The following is a 22,071-nucleotide window of genomic DNA, read 5'->3' on the forward strand; positions in this document are numbered from 1 at the left end:
GGGGCGAGACAGCCGGGTACGGCACCCGGGGTGGGGCAGTGTCAGCGCAGCAGCACGGCGGCGGCCGTGCCGCCTTCGCGTCTCTGCCCGCGACGGGTGTCGTGCCCGCACTGCCAGGGGGTGTCATGCAACGGATTCGTGTGCTGGTGGTCGACGACCATCGCATATTCGCCGAGTCCCTGGCCGCCGCGCTCGCGGCGGAACAGGACGTCGAGGTCGCGGCGGCGGGCAGCGGTCCCGCCGCGCTGCGCTCCATAGAGCGCGGAAACGCGGAAGGGCGCCGCTTCGATGTGGTGCTGGTGGACGCCGACCTGGGCTCCCCGGCCCAGCCGCAGTCCGCGCACGCCGCACAGCAGCACGCGGCGCAGCCGCAGCACGCGCGGGTGCAGCCCGCGCAACTGCCGCAGGTGCCCCAGGCGCACGCGGCGCACCCGCACGAGCGGATGCCGGGGCCCGCGCCCGCTCCGGCACCGGTGAGCCGGGGCAACGGCGACATGACGGCCGGGCTGGCCGTCGCCGACGGCTCCTCGGCCGAACACCCGGCGGTGGGCGGCATCGCGCTGGTCAGCCGGGTGCGCCAGGAGCACCCGCAGCTTCGCACGGTGGTGCTCGCCGAGCGGGACGATCCGCGGCACGCGGCCGCGGCGCTCCAGGCGGGCGCGGGCGGCTGGGTGGCCAAGGACTGCTCGCTCTCCCGGCTGCTCCAGGTGATCCGGGGCGTGCTGAAGGACGAGACGCACCTCTCGCCCTCGCTGCTCACCGGCGTCCTGCGCGAGCTGACGGCTTCGCGCAAGCACCGTACGGAGAGCGAGCGGCTGGTGGAGTCGCTGACCCCGCGCGAGCGCGAGGTGCTGCGCTGCATGGTAGCGGGCCTCGGCCGCAAGGCGGTCGCCGAGCGGCTGTATCTGTCCCCGCACACGGTCCGCACCCACATGCAGAACGTGCTGGGGAAGCTGGGCGTGCACTCCACGTTGGCCGCGGTTGCGCTGGCCCGTCGCGCAGGGGTCGGCCCCGTGGAGCTGGAGCCTTCCACCGCGGTGGCGCAGGCCCGCTGACTCCCTGCGGTCCTGCGGCCGTGTGCCGGCGGTCTGAGTGCGAGCTGCGCTCAGACCGCCGACGGCTGCCGCCGTGCGCGCTGTCCGCCGCGGCGGACAGGAGCAACCGCTAGCGGAGTACGGCCACCCCGCGCGGCTCCAGGCGTACGCGGGCCGAATCTCCCGTGTGCTCGCCCGTCAGCATGTCGCGGGCCGGCGTGGGGAGTTGGACCTCGCGCTCGGCCGTGCCGTGGTTGAGCAGGAACAGGTAGGAGTCGCCGTCGGCCGACTCCCGCACGCTCGCCTGCACGCCCTCGGGCAGCCCGGGGAGCACCGGCAGGGCGCCCGCGTCCTCCCGTACGGAGTCCAGCAGGGCGCGCATCGCGGCGGGGCGCAGCCGGGTGCCCGCGTACCAGGCGACCCCGGCCCCGAACTCGTGCCGCGTCACGGCGGGCAGGCCCTCCAGCTCGCCGCCGCCGAAGGCCGCCACCGTCTCGGCGCCCTCCAGGTGGATGACCTCGGACCACAGGTCGCCCTCGGCCTCCCCCGACGGGCCGCCCCGTACGGGGATCGTGGTGCGCGGCGCCAGCGGCCAGAACTCCTCGATCCGCAGCCCCAGCACCTCGCGCAGCGGCGCCGGATAGCCGCCCAGGTGCACGCGGTCGGACTCGTCCACGATCCCGGTGAAGAAGGACACCAGCAGGTGTCCGCCGCCTCGCACGTAAGCGGTCAGCCGCTGTGCCGTCTCCTCCGACATCAGATAGAGGTTCGGCACCACGACCAGCTTGTACGGGGAGAGGTCGCGGTCCGGGGGCACCACGTCGGTGGGCACGCCCGCCTCCCACAGCGGTGTGTGGTGCGCCTGCATCAGGTCGGGCTGCGGCAGGTCGGCGACCGGGCGCGCGCCCTGCTCCAGGGCCCAGCGGCTGTTCCAGTCCTGGAGCAGCGCCACCTCGGGCTGCTTCACGCGGCTGCCCGCGATCTCGGAGACCGAGCCCAGCTCGCGGCCCAGTTCGCACACCTCGCGGAAGGTACGGGTGTCGGTGCCGCCGTGCGGGACCATCGCGGAGTGGAACTTCTCGGCGCCGCCGCGGGACTGCCGCCACTGGAAGTAGATGACCGAGTCCGAGCCCTGCGCGACGGCCTGCCAGGACCACAGCCGCATCGCGCCGGGCGGCTTCGGCGCGTTCCGCTGCCGCCAGTTGACCGCGCTCGGCGCCTGCTCCAGCAGCATCCAGGGTTCGCCGCCCTTGGCCGAGCGCATCAGGTCGAAGGTGAGCGCGGCGCTGAGGTGGGTCGTCGGGTCGTGCGGGTCCTGGTAGAAGTCCAGCGACACGACGTCCTCGTGGCGTGCCCACTCGAACTGGTCCACCGGCTTGTGGTGCGCCATGAAGTTGGTGGTGATCGGGATCCCCGGGGTGACCTCGTTGACCACCTCCTTCTCCATCAGGTGGCAGCCGAGCAGCGCGTCGCTGCTGAACCTCCAGTAGTCGAGCTGCTGCGCGGGGTTGGGGATGGTGGGCGAGGAGCGCGGGGGCAGCACCTCGTCGAAGGTGGAGTACGCCTGCGCCCAGAAGGCCGTGGACCAGGCGTCGTTGAGCGCCTCCACCGCGCCGTACCGGTCCTTCAGCCAGCGCCGGAAGTCGGCGGCCGAGACCTCGCAGAAGCACTGCCGGGTGTGGCAGCCGTACTCGTTGCCGATGTGCCACATCGCGAGGGCCGGATGGTCCGCGTACCGGGTGGCCAGCTTCTCCACCAGGCGGCGCGCGTACTTGCGGTAGACGGGGCTGGAGGGGCAGTAGTGCTGCCGTGAGCCCGGGTGCATCAGCCGGCCCTCGGCGGTGACCGGCAGGATCTCCGGGTGCCGGTGCGAGAGCCAGGGCGGCGGCGAGGCCGTCATGGTGGCCAGGCAGACGTCGATGCCGGCGTCCGCCATGTTGCCCATGACGCGGTCGAACCAGCCGAAGTCCCACTCGTCCGGGCGCGGTTCGACCTTCGCCCAGGAGAAGATCCCGGCCGTGATCATGGTGACCCCGGCCTCCTTCATGAGCTGGAGGTCCTCGGTCCACACCTCCTCGGGCCACTGCTCGGGGTTGTAGTCGCCGCCGAAGTTGATGCGCCGCGCGCCCTGGGGGCGTACGGGGTCGGGCTGTGCGGAGTCGGGCTGTGCGGGGTCGGACATGGTCAACCGCCTCTCCCAGTAAGGGTCTTCCCTGTCAGGTCCGGGTCGGGGCGCGGCCCGTCCCGGCTGCCGGTACGGAGACGCCCGTCCCAGCGTGCTACCGGATCACCATTCGGCGAAGGACCCGTCGGCGTGCCGCCACACGGGGTTGTGCCAGCCGTCGGCGCCGTCCGCAGCGCGCACGGCCTTCTCGTCGATCTCCACGCCGAGCCCTGGCCCCTCCGGCCTGCGCAGATGACCGTCGTGGAAGCGGAACGGCTCCCGGTCGGCGACGTAGTCGAGCAGCTCGGCGCCGGTGTTGTAGTGGATGCCGATGCTCTGCTCCTGGATCAGGAAGTTCGGGGTGCAGCAGGCCACCTGGAGGCTGGCGGCCAGGGTGACCGGGCCCAGCGGGCAGTGCGGCGCGATCTGTACACCGAAGGTCTCGGCGAGCGCCGCGATCCGCCGCACCTCCGAGATCCCCCCGGCGTGCGAGAGGTCCGGCTGGAGCACCCCGATGCCCGCCTGGAGCGCGGGCAGCACGTCGGTGCGCGAGTACAGCCGCTCGCCCGTCGCCACCGGCAGCGTGGTGGAGGAGGTCACCCGCTCCAGCAGTGCGGTGTGCTCGGGCAGCACGGGCTCCTCCACGAACATCGGCCCGTACGGCTCCAGCACCTCAGCCGCGCGGCGCGCCCCCGCCACGGTGAACCGCCCGTGGAAGTCCACCCCGAAGTCCCGCTCCTCGCCGAGCACTTCGCGGGCGACCGCGGCGCGCTCGGCCACCCCGCGCAGCTCGGCCACGGTGGGCAGCGGGCTCACGCGGCCGCTCGCGTTCATCTTCACCGCCGTGAACCCGGCCTCCACCTGCGCCGCGACCGCGTCCCGCAGCTCCGACGGCTCGTCACCGCCGACCCAGCAGTAAGCCCGCACCCAGTCCCTCACGGGGCCGCCCAGCAGCCGGTGCACCGGCGCCCCGTAGTGCTTGCCGGCGATGTCCCAGAGCGCCTGGTCGAGCCCGGCGACGGCGCTGGAGAGGACCGGGCCGCCCCGGTAGAAGGACCCCTTGGTCATGAGCTGCCAGTGGTCCTCGATCCGCAGGGGGTCGGCGCCCACCAGGAACTGTTCCGCCAGCTCCCGCACCGCGGCGCGCACCGTGGCGGCCCGGCCCTCGACGACCGGCTCACCCCAGCCCACGTGCCCCTCGTCGGTCTCGATGCGGCAGAGCAGCCAGCGCGGCGGCACGGCGAAGGTCTCGACGCGGGCGATGCGCAAGGGAGTTCCTCCTCGGGTGGGGGCTCAAGGGGGCTCGGGCGGCTCAGGGACCCGGTCTTACGCGGACGTCTTGTAGATGCTCCAGCCGCCGTCCACGAACAGGCTCTGCCCGGTGACGTACGAGGCGTCCTCGGAGAGCAGGAAGGCCACGGTCGCGGCCACCTCGTCCGGGCTCCCGTGCCGCCCCGCGACCGTCTGCTCCACGGTGCGCCGCCTGTCCTCCTCGCCGACCTTGTCCCAGGCGCGGGTCCAGATGGGGCCGGGCAGCACGCAGTTGACCCGCACCTCGGGCCCGTACTCCACGGCGAGCTGGCGGCCCAGGCCGGTGAGCCCGGCCTTGGTCGCGGCGTAGGCGGGCCGGCCCGGGAGCCCGAACTGCGCGTGCACCGAGGAGGTGAGCACCACGGAGCCGCGCCGCTCGCGCAGGTCGTCCAGGCAGGCGCGCACGCCGAGGAAGGCGCCGGTGAGGTTGACGCCGAGCTGGGCCTCCCAGTCGGCGAGCGAGAGTGTCTCGGCCGTGCCGGGGCGCATCAGCGCCGCGTTGCTGACCAGGCCGTCGACCGGCCGCTGGAAGCCCTCGTGCGCGGTGCCCACCGCCCGCTCCCACGCGGGCTCGTCGGTCACGTCGCCGAGCACGAAGGCGGCGCGGGCGCCGGAGGCGGTGATCTCGCGGGCCGTGCGGTGGCCGCCCTCCTCCTCGTTGTCGAGGATGACGACCGCGCCGCCCTCCTCGGCGATCCGGTGCGCCACGGCGGCGCCGATCCCGGCGCCTCCTCCGGTGACGATGACGGTCCGGTCCTCGAAGCGCCCAGCGCGTCCACCCATGCGCCGCATGCTAAGCGCCGGGCACAGCGCATGACCATGACTCGTCCGGGGTGTCCGCGATGTGCGCCGGAGCGCCGGTATGCGCCGGTCACGCCGGGCGGCCGCGGACCCGCCGCTCGCGACTCAGGTCGGGATGTTGTCGAACGGGGCCGTGAGCTGGCGCAGCAGCCCCGCGAGTTCGGCACGCTGCGCGGTGGAGAGCTCGGCGAGGATCGCGCGCTCCTGCGCGAGCAGTCCGGCCAGCGCGCTGTCGGCCCTGTCCCTGCCCTCGGCGGTCAGCCGCACCAGCACGCCGCGTCTGTCGCTGGGATCGGGCAGCCGCTCCACGAAGCCCTTCTTCGCCAGCCGGTCGATGCGGTTCGTCATCGTCCCCGAGGTCACCAGGGTCTGGGTGAGGAGCTGGCCGGGCGAGAGCTGGTACGGCGTACCGGCCCTGCGCAGCGCGGTCAGCACGTCGAACTCCCAGGGCTCCAGTTCGTGCTCGGAGAAGGCGATGCGGCGCGCACGGTCCAGATGGCGCGCGAGCCTGCTGACGCGGCTCAGGACCTCGAGCGGTTCCACGTCGAGGTCAGGGCGCTCCCGGCGCCAAGCCGCCACCAGTCGATCGACCTCGTCCTCCATGAGGAGCAGTGTAGTAGTTGTGTCGACGTGAAGTCTCTTGACGTCAAGGGAAATCGGGTATCAGGCTGGCTTCCATGACCACATCACGGGCCGGGTCCGGGCCCCCGTCCGGATCAGCCTCCGCGTCTTCGCCCGCTCCTGCACCCTCCGCCACCTGGGACCCGGAACAGTACCTGCGGCACGCGGCGCCGCGCGCCCGCCCCCTCCACGAGCTGCTCGCCCGCGTACCGGAGCTGCCCGGCGAGCCCGCTCCGCGCATCGCGGACCTGGGCTGCGGACCCGGAGGACCGAGCCTGCCGCTCGCGGAGCGCTGGCCGGGGGTGCGGCTGACCGGGTACGACAGCTCGCCCGCCATGCTCGCGGAGGCGGCGGAGCACGCGGGGCGCACGGCGGGCGGCGGCGAACTCGACTTCCGGCAGGCCGATTTGGCGGCCTGGAAGCCGGGCCCCGGCGAGCGCTTCGACCTGCTCTTCTCCAACGCCGCCTTCCAGTGGGTGCCGGGGCACACCGGCCTCTTCCCCGCGTGGGTGGACTCCCTCGCGCCGGGCGGCGTGCTCGCCTTCCAGGTGCCGGGCAACTTCGGTGCGCCGAGCCACACGCTGCTGGCCGGCCTGTGCACGAGCCCGCGCTGGCGCGACCGCCTGGGCGGCTGCGTACGCGGTGAGCCCGTGCTCGGCCCCGAGGGGTACTGCGCCGCGCTGGCCCCGCTCGGCTGCGAGGTGGACGCCTGGGAGACCACGTACCTGCACCTGCTGCCGGGCGAGGACGCGGTGCTCGACTGGGTGCGCGGCACGGCCCTGCGCCCGGTGTTCACGGCGCTGGAGGACGACCCGGAGGCGCGCGAGGAGTTCGTCGCCGAGTACGCGGAGCTGCTGCGCGAGGCCTATCCGCGCCGCCCGTACGGCACCCCGTTCCCGTTCCGCCGGATCTTCGTGGTGGCGGTACGGGGATGAGCGGTACGGGGATGAGCGGGGCCGACCGGGGCGGCTGGGCGCTGCTCGGCCTCGACCACGTGCAACTGGCGGCTCCCGAAGGCGCGGAGCCCCTGCTGCGGGCCTTCTACGCGGACGTGCTGGGCATGACCGAGCTGCCGAAGCCACCGGTGCTCGCGGCGCGCGGAGGCTGCTGGTTCGCGGCGGGCGACGTGGTGCTGCACCTGGGGGTGGAGGCGCCGTTCCGTCCCGCGCGCAAGGCGCACCCGGGCATCAGGGCCGCGGGCCTGGACGCGCTGGCCGGGTGCCTGGCGGCCGCCGGTGTGCCGGTCACCTGGGACGACGCGCTCCCGGGGCAGCGCCGCTTCTACGCGGAGGACCCGGTGGGCAACCGGCTGGAGTTCCTGGAGCCTCTGGCGGGACCGGCGCCCGGGCGCCCGTAATTCGGTTGCCCCGGCCCTGTGCGCCGGGCTTTCATCGAGGCAGCCGTACGGGCGTCCCGTACGGCATCCCGACTGCAGGACGAGGTGGAGTTGTATGCCCAGGGCCCCGCGGACCCGTTCCCGTATCCGAGGAAGGCGCTCCGCGACGGTGCCGCGCAGCACCCGCTGACGGCACCCGCCGGCACGAACTCCTCGGTGCGGGATGGCACTCACCGCCATGGCCCTCCACATCCACCAGGAGTCGTACTCCGATGACCACCCGCAACACCTCGCGCGCTTCCGCGCGCAACACCTCGCGGCGCGCACGCGGCGAGGCGCGCGCCACCAGTTTCCGGTGCCTCAACTGCGGCCTGGACGTCCCGATGTCCGCGCCCGGCACGAGCCACCGCAACCACTGCCCGACCTGCCTGTGGAGCCGGCACGTCGACTCCACGCCGGGCGACAGGGCGGCGGACTGCGACGCCCGCATGGAGCCGCTGGCCATCTCCGTACGCGGCGACGGCGAGTGGGTCCTCGTGCACCGCTGCACCCACTGCGGCGTCCTGCACGCCAACCGCACGGCGGCGGACGACAACGCCCTGCCCCTGACGAGACTGGCGGTCCGGCCCTTGGCCCAGCCGCCGTTCCCCTTGGAGAGGCTGGGCAGCCTGTAGGCCTCACGCGCATGAAGAACGCCCCGGTGCCATCGGCGCCGGGGCGTTCGCGGTCGTTCTGCGGAGGAGCGCTCAGCTCTTCCTGTGGCCTATCAGGCGCGGTTTCTGCTCCAGGCCGTCGAGGCCGTGCCAGGCCAGGTTGACCAGATGCGCGGCCACCTCGGCCTTCTTCGGCTTGCGGGCGTTCAGCCACCACTGGCCGGTGAGCGCGACCATGCCCACCAGCGCCTGCGCGTACAGCGGCGAGAGCTTCGGGTCGAAGCCGCGGGACTTGAACTCGCGGCCGAGGATGTCCTCGACCTGCGTGGCGATGTCCGAGATGAGCGAGGCGAAGTTGCCCGTGGACTGGGCCACGGGGGAGTCGCGGACCAGGATGCGGAAGCCGTCGGTGTCCTGCTCGATGTAGTCGAGGAGGGCGAACGCCGCCTGTTCCAGCAGCTCACGCGGATGACCCCCGGTGAGCGCCCCCGTCACCATGTCCAGGAGGGCCCGCATCTCGCGGTCGACGACGACCGCGTACAGGCCCTCCTTGCCTCCGAAGTGCTCGTAGACCACCGGCTTGGAGACCCCGGCCTTGGCCGCGATCTCCTCCACCGAGGTCCCCTCGAACCCGCGCTCGGCGAAGAGCTTCCGGCCGATGTCCAGCAACTGCTCGCGGCGCTCCTTGCCGGTCATGCGTCGGCGGGTGCGCTTCTTCGGTGCGGGGGTGCTGGTCTCGTCGGTCGGCACGGGTTCCATCATGCCGCTTCGGCCGTCGTCTCCTTGCGGCGGGAGTCGATACGGTTCGCCTTCGGCCAGCGCACGTCGTACGCCCAGCCCGCCTGCTCGGCCCAGCGGATCAGCCGGGCGCTGGAGTCGATCTGGCCGCGCATCACGCCGTGCCGCGCGCAGGTCGGGTCCGCGTGGTGCAGGTTGTGCCAGGACTCGCCGCAGGACAGGACCGCGAGCCACCACACGTTGCCGGACTTGTCGCGGGACTTGAAGGGCCGCTTGCCGACCGCGTGGCAGATGGAGTTGATCGACCAGGTCACGTGGTGCAGCAGCGCGACGCGTACCAGGGAGCCCCAGAAGAACGCGGTCAGCGCGCCCCACCAGGACATCGTGACCAGGCCGCCGACCAGCGGCGGGATCAGCAGCGAGACGACCGTCCACAGCACGAACTGGCGGGAGACGCGGCGGATCGCCGGGTCCTTGATCAGGTCGGGCGCGTACTTGTGCTGCGGGGTCTGCTCCTCGTCGAACATCCAGCCCACGTGCGCCCACCACAGGCCCTTCATCAGGGCCGGGATGTCCTCGCCGTAGCGCCACGGCGAGTGCGGGTCGCCCTCGGCGTCGGAGAACTTGTGGTGCTTGCGGTGGTCGGCCACCCAGCGCACCAGCGGGCCCTCGACCGCCATCGAGCCCATGATCGCCAGCGCGATCCGCAGCGGCCGCTTCGCCTTGAAGGAGCCGTGCGTGAAGTACCGGTGGAAGCCGATGGTGATGCCGTGGCAGCCCAGGTAGTACATGAAGACGAGCAGACCGAGATCGAGCCAGCTCACCCCCCAGCCCCAGGCCAGCGGCACCGCCGCGAGCAGGGCGACGAACGGGACGGTGATGAACAGCAGCAGGGTGATCTGTTCGACGGAGCGGCGCTTCTCGCCGCCCAGGGTCGCGGACGGCATCGCGCCGTCCGGGGCGCCGGGCGACGCCGCACCGGGCGCTCCCTTCGCGTCAGCGGTGTCGGAGTTCGGGGCGCTGTCGAGCAGCTCCGGACTAGTGGCCATAGGTGTCCCTCTTCAGACCGGGGCAGGCTACGGTGCCGTAACCTACGGAGTCGTAAGTATGGCAGCCCTTACAGGCGTATCAAGGGGTGCGGTGGGGATGCGTACCCGCGGAGCACCTGGGGAGGTGCGCGGCGGGTACCCGCCTCACCCGCATGACCACACGGCGCCGTGCGGTCCAGCGGCGCCGCACGGCCGCGGCGGCGTACCCGTGACCACACAGCGGACGCCCGGCGGCGCGCTGAAGCCCGCCGCATATCCTGGGTGCGCGCCGGACAGCGCGGTCCGCGACCTGTCAGAAGCGAAGCCGCAAGGAAAAGCTGCAAGGAGCCGCACCTGTGAGCAGTGCCGACAGCCCTCAGCGCCAGAACGGACCGGGCGCGCAGTCCGGGGGGAACGGCGTCGCCGACGCCGCCCGCGAGGAAGGAAACACCGCCGACGGGACGACCGCGCTGCGAGCCGACATCCGACGGCTCGGCGACCTGCTCGGCGAGACCCTGGTGCGCCAGGAGGGCCCCGAGCTCCTCGACCTGGTGGAGCGCGTGCGCGCGTTGACCCGCAGCGACGGAGAGGCGGCGGCTGCCCTTCTCGGGCAGACCGACCTGCCCACAGCCACCAAGCTGGTGCGCGCCTTCTCCACGTACTTCCACCTGGCGAACGTGACCGAGCAGGTGCACCGCGGGCACGAGCTGCGGCAGCGCCGGGCCGAGGACGGCGGGAACCTCTCGCGCACCGCGGACATGCTCAAGGACGCCGACCCCGAGCACCTGAAGGAGACGGTGCGCAACCTCGGGGTGCGGCCCGTCTTCACCGCGCACCCCACCGAGGCCGCGCGCCGCTCGGTGCTCACCAAGCTCCGCAAGATCGCAGAGCTGCTGGAGAGCACCGACCCGGCGGAGCGCCGCCGCACGGATCTGCGGCTCGCGGAGAACATCGACCTCGTATGGCAGACCGACGAGCTGCGCGTGGCCCGTCCCGAGCCGGCGGACGAGGCGCGTAACGCGGTCTACTACCTGGACGAGCTCTACAGCGGCGCCGTCGGCGACGTGCTGGAGGACCTGGCCGCCGAGCTGGAGCGCGCGGGCGCGCCCCTCCCGCAGGGCACCCGCCCGCTCACCTTCGGGAGCTGGATCGGCGGCGACCGGGACGGCAACCCCAATGTGACCCCGGCCGTGACCTGGGACGTCCTGCTGCTCCAGCACGAGCACGGCATCACCGAGGCGCTCAAGCAGGTCGACGAGCTGCGCGGCGCGCTCTCCAACTCCATCCGCAACAGCGGCGCCTCGCAGGAGCTGCTCGACTCGCTGGAGCGCGACCTGGAGCGGCTCCCCGAGATCAGCCCGCGCTACAAGCGGCTGAACTCCGAGGAGCCCTACCGCCTCAAGGCCACCTGCGTACGGCAGAAGCTGCTCAACACCCGCGAGCGCCTGGCCGAGGGCATCCCGCACGCGCCGGGCCGCGACTACCTGGGCACGGGCGAGCTGGTCGAGGACCTGACCCTGCTCCAGGAGTCGCTGCGCGCGCACCGCGGCGAGCTGGTCGCCGACGGGCGCCTGGAGCGGGTGCTGCGGACCCTCGCGGCGTTCGGGCTCCAGCTCGCCACGATGGACGTGCGCGAGCACGCCGACGCGCACCACCACGCGCTGGGCCAGCTCTTCGACCGGCTCGGCGAGGAGTCCTGGCGGTACGTGGACATGCCCCGCGACTACCGGCAGCGGCTGCTCGCGAAGGAGCTGCGCTCGCGCCGCCCGCTCTCGCCTGCGCCCGCGCCGCTGGACGCGGCGGGCGCCAAGACGCTGGGCGTGTTCGAGACCGTGCGCAAGGCCCTGGACACCTTCGGGCCCGAGGTCGTCGAGTCCTACATCATCTCCATGTGCCAGGGCGCGGACGACGTGTTCGCCGCCGCCGTGCTGGCCCGCGAGGCCGGTCTCATCGACCTGCACGCGGGCTGGGCGAAGATCGGCATCGTGCCGCTGCTGGAGACCACCGACGAGCTGAAGATCGCGGACGAGCTGCTCGACGCGATGCTCTCCGACCCCTCCTACCGGCGCCTGGTCTCGCTCCGCGGCGACCTCCAGGAGGTCATGCTCGGGTACTCCGACTCCTCCAAGTTCGGCGGCATCACGACGAGTCAGTGGGAGATCCACCGCGCCCAGCGCCGCCTCCGCGACGTGGCCCACCGGCACGGCGTGCGGCTCCGGCTCTTCCACGGCCGGGGCGGCACCGTCGGCCGGGGCGGCGGCCCCACGCACGACGCGATCCTCGCCCAGCCCTGGGGCACCCTGGAGGGCGAGATCAAGGTGACCGAGCAGGGCGAGGTCATCTCCGACAAGTACCTGGTGCCGTCACTGGCCAGGGAAAACCTGGAGCTCACCGTCGCCGCCACCCTCCAGGCGTCCGCGCTGCACACCGCGCCCCGCCAGTCCGACGAGGCGCTGGCCCGCTGGGACGCCGCGATGGACACCGTCTCGGACGCGGCGCACGGCGCCTACCGGCGCTTCGTCGAGGACCCCGACGTGCCCGCGTACTTCTTCGCCTCCACGCCCGTCGACCAGCTCGCCGAGCTGCACCTGGGCTCGCGCCCCTCGCGCCGCCCGGACAGCGGCAAGGGCCTGGACGGGCTGCGGGCGATCCCGTGGGTGTTCGGCTGGACCCAGTCCCGCCAGATCGTCCCGGGCTGGTTCGGCGTGGGTACGGGGCTGAAGGCGGCCCGCGAGGCCGGGCTCGACCCGGTGCTCGCCGAGGCGCACGAGCACTGGCACTTCTTCCGCAACTTCCTCTCCAACGTCGAGATGACGCTGGCCAAGACGGATCTGCGGATCGCCCAGCACTACGTGGACACGCTGGTCCCCGACGAGCTCAAGCACGTCTTCGAGACCATCAAGGAGGAGCACGCGCTGACCGTGCGCGAGGTGCTGCGGGTGACCGGGGAGAGCGAACTGCTCGAATCCAACCCGGTGCTGAAGCAGACCCTCAAGATCCGGGACGCCTATCTGGACCCGATCTCCTACCTCCAGGTCGCGCTGCTCGACCGCCAGCGCACCGCGGCCGAGAAGGGCGAGGAGCCGGACGAGACGCTGGGCCGCGCGCTGCTGCTCACGGTCAACGGCGTCGCGGCGGGGCTGCGCAACACGGGCTGACGCCCAGGTGGTTCTACGGGGGCGTGGGTGCTCACGCGAAATGCAGGAGCGCCCACGCCCCCGCCATCATGAGGGCGCCCACCGCGCCGAGCCCCCAGGCCGTACGCCGCATCCGCAGGCCCCCGGCGACCACCAGCGCCGACAACAGCAGCGACCCTGCCAACGGCACCCAGGCGTACAGGATCCCGGCCGGCCCGGTGCGCACGGCACGGGTCTTGCCGTCCTCGTCCTTGCGCACCGCCACGTTCAGGGTCTCGCCGGGCTTGCCGGAGACCGTGCCGGAGATGACGATCTTCTCGCGGGGCTCGCCCTTGCCGGGCTCGGGGGAGAAGCGGCCCCAGCAGTCGTCCTCGCCGCACTTGGAGACCTGGAGCGTGCCGCGCTCCTCGCCGTTCATCGCGGCCATCGCCGTCCCCCAGGACGACCAGACGCCCGTGCCTATCAACAGCAGCGCGACCAGCGCCATGAAGAGCTGCTTGAGCAGCAGCAACAGCCCCCACGCGCTCTCCCCGGCACGGCGGGTCCTGCTGCGCTTGGCTGTTTTGGTCCTTGGCATGCACGGGATCATTCGTGAAGGACGTGTGGACGGTCAACCTCCGGATCCCGCTTGGCCCGCAATACCCGGGCTTACGGGACTTACCCCTGCTTAGGCGCTATGTGCCCCGCGCCTCGGGCACCGTCCGCGCCCGCCTCACGTGTTGTACGTGGTCTGCGCGCGCTCCAGGCCGTCCACGATCAGGGCCTCCACCGCGTCGGCCGCGCGGTCCACGAAGTAGTCGAGCTCCTTGCGCTCGGCGCCGGAGAAGTCCTTGAGCACGTAGTCGGCCACCTGCATGCGGCCGGGCGGCCTGCCCACGCCGAAGCGCACGCGGTGGTAGTCGCGGCCCAGCGACTTGGTGATCGACTTCAGCCCGTTGTGCCCGTTGTCGCCGCCGCCCAGCTTGAGCCGCAGCACCCCGTAGTCGATGTCCAGCTCGTCGTGCACCGCGATCAGCCGCTCGGTCGGGAGCTTGTAGAAGTCGCGGAGCGCCGTGGCCGGACCGCCGGAGAGGTTCATGTACGTCATCGGCTTGGCCACCACGACGCGGTGGCTGGACACCCCGGGCGTCCCGAGCCGGCCCTCGACGACCTGGGCCCGCGACTTGTGCGACTTGAACTTCCCGCCCATCCGCCGCGCGAGGAGGTCGGCGACCATGAAGCCCACGTTGTGCCGGTTGCCCGCGTAGCCGGGCCCCGGATTGCCGAGGCCGAGCACCAGCCAGGGGTCGGACGGTGAAGGGGCGGTCGCGTTGCTCGTCATCTCCGGTCCTCTGACGGTCTCTGTCGGATGGTCTCTGCGGGTTTCCGTACACACATACACGACTGCCGCCGCGCGGCAGCGGCGCGCGGCGGCAGTCGTCGGATGCTGCGAAGAGCGGGCGCCGTTACTCGGCGGTCTCGCCCTCGCCCTCCTCGCTCTCGTCGGCCTTGGCGGCGAGCACGTGGATGACCGGCTCCTCGCCGTCGATGGCCAGCGAGGTGCCCTTCGGCAGCTTCACGTCCTTGGCCAGGACGCTGTCGCCGGCGACGAGGCCCTCGATGGAGACGGCGATCGACTCGGGGATGTGGGTGGCCTCGGCCTCGACCGGGAGGGCCACGTACACGTTCTCCAGCAGGTTCTGGCCCGGGCCGAGGTCGCCCTCGGTGTGGATCGGGACCTCGACCGAGACCTGCTCGCCCTTCTTCACGGTGAGCAGGTCGACGTGGATCAGGAACTGGCGGATGGCCTCGCGCTGGACGGCCTTGGGGATGACCAGCTCCTTCTTGCCCTCGATGTCCAGGTTGATCAGGACGTTCGGGGTCTTGAGGGCCATCATCATGTCGTAGCTGGGCAGCTCGACGTGGACCGGCTCCTGGCCGTGGCCGTAGATGACCGCGGGGATCTTCTCCTCGCGGCGCAGACGGCGGGCGGCGCCCTTGCCGAACTCGGTGCGGACCTGGGCGGTGAGGTTGACGTCAGCCATGTCCCGCTCCTTCGTAGTCGTGGTGTCAACGTGCGGTGTCACTCGGTCCGTTCACGGACCAGCGGCTACGAGGAGCGCGCGTCGATAACGGATGAGCCCTTCCGTACCCCTGCGGAACATGTCCGCCGACACGGAAACGGCCTCCCTCGCCGAGCGACTCGGAGAGTCTACGCGGCGAAGGAGGCCGTCCGGAAATCGATCTCGGGTGCGGGACCCGGTGCGGCGGGGGTCAGGCCTGCTCGTCGAAGAGGCTGGTGACCGAGCCGTCCTCGAAGACCTCCTGCACGGCGCGCGCGATCGTCGGCGCCATCGACAGCACGGTGATCTTGTCGAGCTCCAGCTCGCCCGGGGTCGGCAGCGTGTTGGTGAACACGAACTCGCTGACCTTGGAGTTCTTGAGCCGGTCGGCCGCGGGGCCGGAGAGCACGCCGTGCGTGGCGGTGACGATGACGTCCTCCGCGCCGTTCGCGAACAGCGCGTCGGCGGCGGCGCAGATCGTGCCGCCGGTGTCGATCATGTCGTCCACCAGCACGCAGATCCGGCCCTCCACGTCGCCGACGACCTCGTGCACGGTGACCTGGTTCGCCACGTCGGGGTCGCGGCGCTTGTGCACGATCGCCAGCGGGGCGCCGAGGCGGTCCGCCCAGCGGTCGGCGACGCGCACGCGGCCCGCGTCCGGCGAGACGATGGTGAGCTTGTCCTGGTCGACCTTGGCGCCCACGTAGTCCGCGAGCAGCGGCAGCGCGAAGAGGTGGTCCACCGGGCCGTCGAAGAAGCCCTGGATCTGGTCGGTGTGCAGATCCACGGTGAGGATGCGGTCGGCGCCCGCGGTCTTGAGTAGGTCGGCCATCAGGCGGGCCGAGATGGGCTCGCGGCCGCGGTGCTTCTTGTCCTGGCGCGCGTACCCGTAGAACGGAACGATCACCGTGATGCTCCGCGCCGAAGCCCGCTTCAGCGCGTCGATCATGATGATCTGCTCCATGATCCACTTGTTGATGGGAGCCGTGTGGCTCTGCATCAGGAAGCAGTCGGCGCCGCGCGCGGACTCCTGGAAGCGGACATAGATCTCGCCGTTCGCGAAGTCGAAGGCCTTGGTCGGGACCACACCGATACCCAGCTGCTTCGCGACCTCCTCCGCGAGCTCAGGGTGGGCGCGGCCGGAGAAGAGCATCAGCTTCTTCTCGCCGGTCGTCTTGATCCCGGTCACTGCACTGTCTCCTTGAGTTCCGCTGCGCGTGCCTGCCACTTAACCGTACGCCCCGCTCCACACGGAGGCGTACCCGGTCCGCTGTGATGCAGTCGGCTCAGGCGCCGCTCTGATCCTGCCGCCCGTCCGCCGCGTCCGCCGCCTCGGCGGCCTCGGCCGCCTGCGCCGCGGCGCTGCCGGGGCGCTTGCGTGCCACCCAGCCTGCGATGTTGCGCTGCTGGCCGCGGGCGACGGCCAGCGATCCGGCCGGCACGTCCTTGGTGATGACCGAGCCGGCGGCGGTGTAGGCGCCGTCCCCCACCGTGACGGGCGCCACGAACATGTTGTCCGCGCCGGTCCGGCAGTGCGAACCGATCGACGTGCGGTGCTTGTTGACCCCGTCGTAGTTGACGAACACGGAGGCCGCGCCGATGTTGCTCTGCTCGCCGATCGTGGCGTCCCCCACATACGAGAGATGCGGCACCTTCGTGCCCTCGCCGAGCTCGGCGTTCTTGATCTCCACATAGCTGCCGGCCTTGGTGCGCGAGCCCAGCCGGGTGCCGGGGCGCAGGTAGGTGTACGGACCGACCTTGGCGCCCGGGCCGATCTCCGCGTGGTCGGCGACGGTGTTGCTCACCATGGCGCCCGCGCCCACGGCGGTGCCGGTGAGCCGGGTGTTGGGGCCGACCTCGCTGCCCTCGCCGAGGTGGGTCTCGCCGAGGAGCTGGGTGCCGGGGTGCACGACGGCGTCCGGCTCGTACGTCACCGAGACGTCCAGCCATACGGCGGCGGGGTCCACCACCGTGACGCCGGCCAGCATGGCGTCCTCCAGCAGCCGCTCGTTCAGCGCGCGGCGCGCCTCGGCGAGCTGCACGCGGTTGTTGATCCCGGCGATCTCGCGGTGGTCCCCGGCGACCGAGGCGCCGACCCTGTGGCCGTCGCCGCGCAGGATGCCGAGCACGTCGGTGAGGTACTCCTCGCCCTGGCTGTTGTCCGTGCGCACCTTGCCCAGCGCCTCGTCCAGCAGCCGCGCGTCGAAGGCGAAGACGCCGGAGTTGATCTCCCGGATGGCGTGCCGCTGCGCCTCGGTGGCGTCCTTGTGCTCGACGATCTCGGTGACCTCGCCGGTCTCGGGGTCCCGCACGATGCGGCCGTACCCGGTGGCGTCCGGCACCTCGGCGGAGAGCACCGTGACCGCGTTGCCGTCGGCCGCGTGCGTGTCGGCCAGCGCCTGGAGGGTCTCGGCGCGCAGCAGCGGCGCGTCGCCGACGGTCACCAGCACGGTGCCGTCCAGCGTGATCCCCTCCTCCGTCAGCGACTCCAGCGCGGTGCGCACGGCGTGCCCGGTGCCGTTCTGCTCGTGCTGCACGGCGGTGCGCACACCGGAGTCGGCGTCGGCGAGGTGCTCGGCCACCTGCTCGCGCGCGTGCCCGACGACCACCACCAGGTGCTCGGGGCGCAGGGCGCGGGAGGCGGCGACGACATGGCCGACCAGGGAACGGCCGCAGATCTCGTGCAGGACCTTGGGGGTCGCCGACTTCATGCGGGTGCCCTCACCCGCTGCGAGGACGACGACGGCTGCCGGGCGATTGGCGCTCACGGGGGTGCCCTTCGGCTACTGGGGTTCCGGGGGATGACACCCGCAGGATACCGGGGGGTATGGGGGGAGTTGGGGGCGGCGCCGTCGAAGGGGCCGCCGGCGCGCCGGGAAGGTGCCGGTCAGGGGCTCTGTGTGAAAGCGGCCCCGGTGCGCGCGGAGCGCGGGAGAAGGGGAATCGAAGGCTCCCCGCCAGGAAGGGCTCCCCCGCCAGGACTCGAACCTGGAATGACGGTACCAAAAACCGCAGTGTTGCCAATTACACCACAGGGGATAGCAAGCAACCCCAAACCGGACAAGACGCCCGCCGGTCCGAGGTGGCTCCCCATACTATGCCGCACCACCTGCCCCCGATGCGACGGTAATGATCAGCTTCCGCCGGCGGGCCGCCGACGGGCCGCCCGCAGGGCAACCTCCGTGACGCGCGCCCGCGTTCCCGCAGGGGGTGGGCTCCCGTTCCCGTACGGGGTGCGGAGCGGTGCGCGGGCCGGACCGTACGGGGGCCGAAGCGCGCGTAGCGGCGGTATCGGACCTTCCGGAGCTCTCCCGGATAAGCGGTCGACAGCGGTCGTACGCTGGGCCCTATGACCGTGACGGGGGACAAGCCTGCCGCGTCGGGGCCGTGGTGGTGGGAACGGCCGCGGGGCATGGTGCTGGACGTGACGCTGGCGGTGCTCTCGGCCGCCGAGTGCGCGGCGCAGGGGGTCGGCTTCGCGCGGCAGGCCGGGGTGCCGGTGGCCTTCGGGATCGCGCTGGGCGTGCTCGCCGGCGCGACGCTGGTGCTGCGGCGGCGCTGGCCGATCGCCGTCGTGCTGGTGTCGATCGCGGTGACGCCGACCGAGATGGGCATGCTGCTGGGCCTCGTGGGGCTGTATTCGCTGGCGGTCTCCGACGTGCCGCGCCGCATCATCGCGCTGCTCACCGGGATGCAGGCGCTGGGCGCTCTGATCATCGTGCTGGTGCGGGTGCACCAGAGCATCGGGCAGGACCCGGACTTCAACCCGCCCACGTGGTTCATCCCGCTGGTCTCGGTGTCGATGGCGCTGGGCATGACGGCCCCGCCGACGCTGCTCGGGCTGTACGTGGGCGCCCGGCGCAGGCTCGTGGTGTCGCTGCGCGAGCGCGCCGACGGCCTGGAGCGCGAGCTGGCGCTGCTCGCCGACCGCGCGGAGGAGCGCGCCGAGTGGGCGCGCAACGAGGAGCGGACCCGCATCGCGCGGGAGATGCACGACGTGGTGGCGCACCGGGTGAGCCTCATGGTGGTGCACGCGGCCGCGCTCCAGGCGGTGACCTCCAAGGCGGAGACCCGCGAGGACATCTCCAAGGCGGCGAAGAACGCCGGGCTCGTCGGCGACATGGGCCGGCAGGCGCTCACGGAGCTGCGCACGATGCTGGGGGTGCTGCGCTCGGAGCCCGCCGCCGCGTCCGACGGACACGCGCAGACGCCGCAGCGCGACGCCTCGCCGTCCCCCTCTTCCGACGGGGCGCGCCCCGTCTCCGACTCCGACGGGGCAGCCCCGGGCGATGCCGCGTACGAAGAGGAGAGCGCGGGCGACGGGGCCTCGCTCGGCGAACTCGACGGGCTGGTCGAGCAGTCCAGGGCCGCGGGCATGACCGTCGAGCTGTCCGTCGAGGGGGAGCGGCGGGGGTATGCGCCGCAGGTGGAGCGCGCCGCGTTCCGGGTGGTGCAGGAGGCGCTGACCAACGTGCACAAGCACGCGGCGGGCTCGCGTACGCGGGTGCGGCTGGCCCTGCGCGAGGAGGAGGTCGCGGTGCGGGTGGAGAACGAGCCGCCGGCCGACAGCGCCGCGGCCGACGCGGGGCTGCCCAGCGGCGGCAACGGGCTCCTCGGCATGCGGGAGCGGATCTCGGCGCTGGGCGGCGGCTTCGTCTCGGGCCCCACGGAGGACGGCGGCTTCCGGGTGTCGGCCGTGATCCCGGACGGCAAGGCGGCGGAGACGCACTGAGCGGATCGACCGGACACCTGTCGCGCACGAGCGGGCGCCTGTCCCGTACGGAGCGGGCGCAGGTCCCTTACGGAGCGGGCGTCTGTCCCGTACGGAGGGGGCGCAGGTCCCGTACGGAGGGGTGCCGCGCTCAGTCCTCGTACGGGGTCGCGCTCAGTCCTCGTACGGGGTGAGGCGCTGGGGTCTGGTGCCGGTGATCAGGGCGGAGAGCGCGCTGTCGAAGTCCGGGCCGAGGTACCAGTCGCCGGTGTGGTCGAGGCCGTAGACGCGGCCGTCGCGGTCCACGGCGAGCAGCGCGGCGTCCGAGCCGTCCTCGGCGGCGAGTTCGGTGCCCAGCGGGCAGACCTCGGTGTCCAGGGCGCGGCCCAGGTCGGTGAGGGTGCGCGCGCTGTGCAGCCCCGAGAGCGGGTCGATGCGCAGCGCGGTGGGCGCGATGTGCCGCCCGGGGCCCGTGGGTTCGATGGTGAGCGCGCCGAACTCGGCCCATACCTCGACGGCCGAGGGCAGCACGGTGTGCAGGTGCCCGGCGGCGGTGGTGTGCCCGCGCAGGGTGTCGGCCCAGTGCTCGGCCTGCCGCATGTCCCAGCGGCCCGGCTGCCATCCGGCGGCGTGCAGCGCGTCGTCGACGGCGACGGGGAAGCGGGTGGTGGTCGCGGCGCTGCGGTCGCGCGGCACGCTCAACGGGACTCCTCCTGCGTGGGAACGACGGCCCGCACGCCGAAGTGGGTGAGGAGCGCGGTGCAGCTACGGCAGGGCGGGGAGTAGCCGCCGTGCAGCGGATCGCCGTCCTCGCGGATGTGCCGGGCGGTGAGTTTGGCGTGTTTCAGCGCCTTCTTCGCCTCCGTATGGGTGAGCGGCTTGGGCGCCTTGCCCTGCTTGCGCCCCGAGCGCTTCCCGGCGCGCGCCGCCTCGGCCGCGGTCAGGTGGCGGGAGAGCAGCACGGTCTCCGGGCACCGCCCGGTCCAGCGCTCGCGGTGCTCGGTGGTGAGGGTGTCCAGGAAGTCCTGCACCAGGGGATGCAGTTCGGGCGGCCGGTCGCTCTTGCTGCCGGTGCAGGTCAGGGTCTCGCCGCGCACCGAGAGCGCGGCCGCGACGGCGGGGAGAATGCCGTCCCTGCGGTGCCGCGGCACCGGCGCCGTGTCGGCGGGCGCGCTGAACCACGCCGCGCGCGGGTCCGAGGCGCCGGCCGGGGAACCGGTCGGGGCACCGGCTTCCGCGCCGTCGTCCGGCCCCGTGCCGGCCCCGGCGGCGTGCGTGCCCGCGCTCCCCTCGGGGGCGGCGGCTTCCGTGTCTGGTGGTGGTGCGGTGTGCTGCATGTGCGTGTTTCCTCCCCGGGCGGCCCCTGTGCGGTGCGTTGTTCCCGTCCTGCTGGTCTGTCCTGCTTGCCGTGTGTGCCGTCGGGGGGGCCGCGCCAAGTATGCAGTGTGCCCGGAGAGTCGATCATGCCGACCGTCGTGTCACGGGTGGGTGAGGGAATTCCACGCACCGTGCTACGGGGGTGGTGGACGGATGTGGTACGGAACGAGCTCCGGGGCGTCCACGTCCCAGTGGGCGTCGGCGTCCTCGTGAGACGGGAGTTGCGCAATGCGAAGGACCTCCTTCCGGTTCCGCCGGGCGGTCACCGCCGCCGTGGCGGTGCCGTTCCTGGCGATGTCGGCCGCGGCCTGCGGGGGCGGCGGGGACGGCGCCGGTAGCCAAGGTGGCGGCGACGGCGGTGGCGCGGGCACCGCCACCGGAGGGAAGAACGGCGGGCAGCAGGGCGGCGGCGGGGCCTCCGTACGCCCGCTGGCCAAGGGGCAGTTGGCCGCCGCGCTCCTCAAGGACGGGGACGTGCGGGGGTACCGGGCGCAGCGCAACCAGCAGGACGCGCTGCCCGAGCGCAACACGATCTCCGCCGACAAGCCGGAGTGCGCTCCCGTGACGGACACCGTGGACTCGCGCCCCGAGCGCGCCCGCTCCGCGTATGTGAGCGGCACCGTGCTGAAGGGCGACCTGGGGACCGGGAGCACCGTGCAGCAGGTGCTGCTCGCCTCGTACAAGCAGGGTGAGGCGAAGAAGTGGCTGGCCGACCTGAAGCGCGCGGTCGAGAGCTGCGGCCGGTTCACGGGGACCACGGGGAAGGCGGCCTCGGGGAAGTCGGGGGAGAAGGCCCGTCTTTCCGTCGAGCCCAACACCTCGCCGCGGGTGGGGGACGAGGCGGTGCGTTTCACGATGAAGGACGTGAAGGGGAAGGATTCGCCGACCGTGTTCACGGTGGTGCGGGCCGGGGAGTCCACCGCGACCTTCATGTCCGTGGGCGTCTCGGGCAAGCCGGAGCCGCTGCCCGACAAGGTGCTGGAGAAGCAGTACCGCAAGTTGGCGGACGCGGCGCGCGGTTGAGCCCGGCGGGCGCCGGGCGGCGGTGGGCGGCGCGGAACGTCCGCCGCCGGTTGTGCGGTCCTGCGGGTCGGCGGGCCGCAGAGGGCCGGTGACTG

Annotated in this window: 20 protein-coding genes and 1 tRNA gene; 7 read left to right on the top strand and 14 right to left on the bottom strand. The window is 72.6% G+C overall.

Features of this window, described 5'->3' with window-relative positions; genetic code table 11:
• Nucleotides 1-125 precede the first annotated feature (125 nt).
• The gene (locus tag ABEE00_RS02015) at nucleotides 126-1,055 is read left to right on the top strand and encodes a LuxR C-terminal-related transcriptional regulator (RefSeq protein ID WP_345743396.1); all 930 of its coding nucleotides are present in this window, start codon (nucleotides 126-128) and stop codon (nucleotides 1,053-1,055) included.
• A gap of 109 nt (nucleotides 1,056-1,164) precedes the next feature.
• Here the strand turns inward: ABEE00_RS02015 and ABEE00_RS02020 are convergent, their stop codons facing one another.
• From ABEE00_RS02020 to ABEE00_RS02035, 4 genes are all read right to left on the bottom strand, one after another.
• A complete protein-coding gene (locus tag ABEE00_RS02020; protein WP_345743397.1) occupies nucleotides 1,165-3,216 on the bottom strand; it encodes a beta-galactosidase in 2,052 nt (683 codons plus the stop codon).
• A gap of 105 nt (nucleotides 3,217-3,321) precedes the next feature.
• On the bottom strand, nucleotides 3,322-4,467 hold the full coding sequence (dgoD, locus tag ABEE00_RS02025) for a galactonate dehydratase (RefSeq protein ID WP_345743398.1): 1,146 nt from the start codon (nucleotides 4,465-4,467) through the stop codon (nucleotides 3,322-3,324).
• A gap of 57 nt (nucleotides 4,468-4,524) precedes the next feature.
• The gene (locus ABEE00_RS02030) at nucleotides 4,525-5,292 is read right to left on the bottom strand and encodes an SDR family NAD(P)-dependent oxidoreductase (protein ID WP_345743399.1); all 768 of its coding nucleotides are present in this window, start codon (nucleotides 5,290-5,292) and stop codon (nucleotides 4,525-4,527) included.
• Nucleotides 5,293-5,415: 123 nt separating this feature from the next.
• The gene (locus ABEE00_RS02035; RefSeq protein WP_345743400.1) at nucleotides 5,416-5,913 is read right to left on the bottom strand and encodes a MarR family winged helix-turn-helix transcriptional regulator; all 498 of its coding nucleotides are present in this window, start codon (nucleotides 5,911-5,913) and stop codon (nucleotides 5,416-5,418) included.
• Between the two features lie 74 nt (nucleotides 5,914-5,987).
• Here ABEE00_RS02035 and ABEE00_RS02040 point away from each other — a divergent pair, with 74 nt between their 5' ends.
• The 3 genes from ABEE00_RS02040 (at nucleotide 5,988) to ABEE00_RS02050 (ending at nucleotide 7,941) form a co-directional block, all read left to right on the top strand.
• Nucleotides 5,988-6,866 carry a trans-aconitate 2-methyltransferase gene (locus ABEE00_RS02040; RefSeq protein ID WP_345743401.1) on the top strand — a complete coding sequence of 293 codons (879 nt, stop codon included), beginning with the start codon at nucleotides 5,988-5,990 and terminating at the stop codon, nucleotides 6,864-6,866.
• An 11-nt stretch (nucleotides 6,867-6,877) separates the two neighbouring features.
• On the top strand, nucleotides 6,878-7,288 hold the full coding sequence (locus ABEE00_RS02045; protein WP_345743402.1) for a VOC family protein: 411 nt from the start codon (nucleotides 6,878-6,880) through the stop codon (nucleotides 7,286-7,288).
• Nucleotides 7,289-7,539: 251 nt separating this feature from the next.
• A complete protein-coding gene (locus ABEE00_RS02050; protein WP_345743403.1) occupies nucleotides 7,540-7,941 on the top strand; it encodes an RNHCP domain-containing protein in 402 nt (133 codons plus the stop codon).
• A 72-nt stretch (nucleotides 7,942-8,013) separates the two neighbouring features.
• Here ABEE00_RS02050 and ABEE00_RS02055 read toward each other — a convergent pair whose 3' ends face one another.
• Together ABEE00_RS02055 and ABEE00_RS02060 are read right to left on the bottom strand one after the other, a co-directional pair.
• Nucleotides 8,014-8,682, bottom strand: a complete 669-nt coding sequence (locus ABEE00_RS02055) for a TetR/AcrR family transcriptional regulator (RefSeq protein WP_345743404.1) — start codon at nucleotides 8,680-8,682, stop codon at nucleotides 8,014-8,016.
• Nucleotides 8,679-9,707, bottom strand: a complete 1,029-nt coding sequence (locus ABEE00_RS02060) for an acyl-CoA desaturase (RefSeq protein ID WP_451918476.1) — start codon at nucleotides 9,705-9,707, stop codon at nucleotides 8,679-8,681. Before ABEE00_RS02060 ends, ABEE00_RS02055 begins: the two co-directional genes overlap by 4 nt.
• Nucleotides 9,708-10,156: 449 nt before the next feature.
• Between ABEE00_RS02060 and ppc the strand changes: the two genes are divergently transcribed.
• Entirely contained in the window at nucleotides 10,157-12,844 is a 2,688-nt protein-coding gene (gene ppc / locus ABEE00_RS02065; protein ID WP_345743545.1) for a phosphoenolpyruvate carboxylase, read from the top strand.
• A 31-nt stretch (nucleotides 12,845-12,875) separates the two neighbouring features.
• Here ppc and ABEE00_RS02070 read toward each other — a convergent pair whose 3' ends face one another.
• From ABEE00_RS02070 to ABEE00_RS02095, 6 genes are all read right to left on the bottom strand, one after another.
• On the bottom strand, nucleotides 12,876-13,400 hold the full coding sequence (locus ABEE00_RS02070) for a hypothetical protein (protein WP_345743405.1): 525 nt from the start codon (nucleotides 13,398-13,400) through the stop codon (nucleotides 12,876-12,878).
• A 135-nt stretch (nucleotides 13,401-13,535) separates the two neighbouring features.
• Nucleotides 13,536-14,144 carry an aminoacyl-tRNA hydrolase gene (gene pth, locus ABEE00_RS02075; RefSeq protein ID WP_345743406.1) on the bottom strand — a complete coding sequence of 203 codons (609 nt, stop codon included), beginning with the start codon at nucleotides 14,142-14,144 and terminating at the stop codon, nucleotides 13,536-13,538.
• A 124-nt stretch (nucleotides 14,145-14,268) separates the two neighbouring features.
• Complete coding sequence (locus ABEE00_RS02080; RefSeq protein WP_345743407.1) at nucleotides 14,269-14,847, bottom strand: 50S ribosomal protein L25/general stress protein Ctc; 579 nt, start codon at nucleotides 14,845-14,847, stop codon at nucleotides 14,269-14,271.
• Between the two features lie 229 nt (nucleotides 14,848-15,076).
• Nucleotides 15,077-16,054, bottom strand: a complete 978-nt coding sequence (locus ABEE00_RS02085; RefSeq protein ID WP_345743408.1) for a ribose-phosphate diphosphokinase — start codon at nucleotides 16,052-16,054, stop codon at nucleotides 15,077-15,079.
• Between the two features lie 97 nt (nucleotides 16,055-16,151).
• Nucleotides 16,152-17,633: a bifunctional UDP-N-acetylglucosamine diphosphorylase/glucosamine-1-phosphate N-acetyltransferase GlmU gene (gene glmU, locus ABEE00_RS02090; RefSeq protein WP_345743409.1), complete on the bottom strand. Its 1,482-nt coding sequence runs from the start codon at nucleotides 17,631-17,633 to the stop codon at nucleotides 16,152-16,154.
• Nucleotides 17,634-17,832: 199 nt separating this feature from the next.
• Nucleotides 17,833-17,904: transfer RNA gene (locus tag ABEE00_RS02095), tRNA-Gln, on the bottom strand.
• Nucleotides 17,905-18,214: 310 nt separating this feature from the next.
• Between ABEE00_RS02095 and ABEE00_RS02100 the strand changes: the two genes are divergently transcribed.
• On the top strand, nucleotides 18,215-19,597 hold the full coding sequence (locus ABEE00_RS02100) for a sensor histidine kinase (protein WP_345743410.1): 1,383 nt from the start codon (nucleotides 18,215-18,217) through the stop codon (nucleotides 19,595-19,597).
• Nucleotides 19,598-19,750: 153 nt separating this feature from the next.
• Here ABEE00_RS02100 and ABEE00_RS02105 read toward each other — a convergent pair whose 3' ends face one another.
• Together ABEE00_RS02105 and ABEE00_RS02110 are read right to left on the bottom strand one after the other, a co-directional pair.
• Nucleotides 19,751-20,278, bottom strand: a complete 528-nt coding sequence (locus ABEE00_RS02105) for an SUKH-3 domain-containing protein (protein WP_451918477.1) — start codon at nucleotides 20,276-20,278, stop codon at nucleotides 19,751-19,753.
• Nucleotides 20,275-20,913, bottom strand: coding sequence for a YwqJ-related putative deaminase (locus tag ABEE00_RS02110; protein ID WP_345743411.1), 639 nt, complete (start codon nucleotides 20,911-20,913; stop codon nucleotides 20,275-20,277). Before ABEE00_RS02110 ends, ABEE00_RS02105 begins: the two co-directional genes overlap by 4 nt.
• A gap of 268 nt (nucleotides 20,914-21,181) precedes the next feature.
• Here ABEE00_RS02110 and ABEE00_RS02115 point away from each other — a divergent pair, with 268 nt between their 5' ends.
• The gene (locus tag ABEE00_RS02115) at nucleotides 21,182-21,976 is read left to right on the top strand and encodes a hypothetical protein (protein ID WP_345743412.1); all 795 of its coding nucleotides are present in this window, start codon (nucleotides 21,182-21,184) and stop codon (nucleotides 21,974-21,976) included.
• Nucleotides 21,977-22,071: the final 95 nt, after the last annotated feature.

It is taken from the genome of Streptomyces odontomachicola, from assembly GCF_039605595.1.
GTDB lineage: Bacteria > Actinomycetota > Actinomycetes > Streptomycetales > Streptomycetaceae > Streptomyces.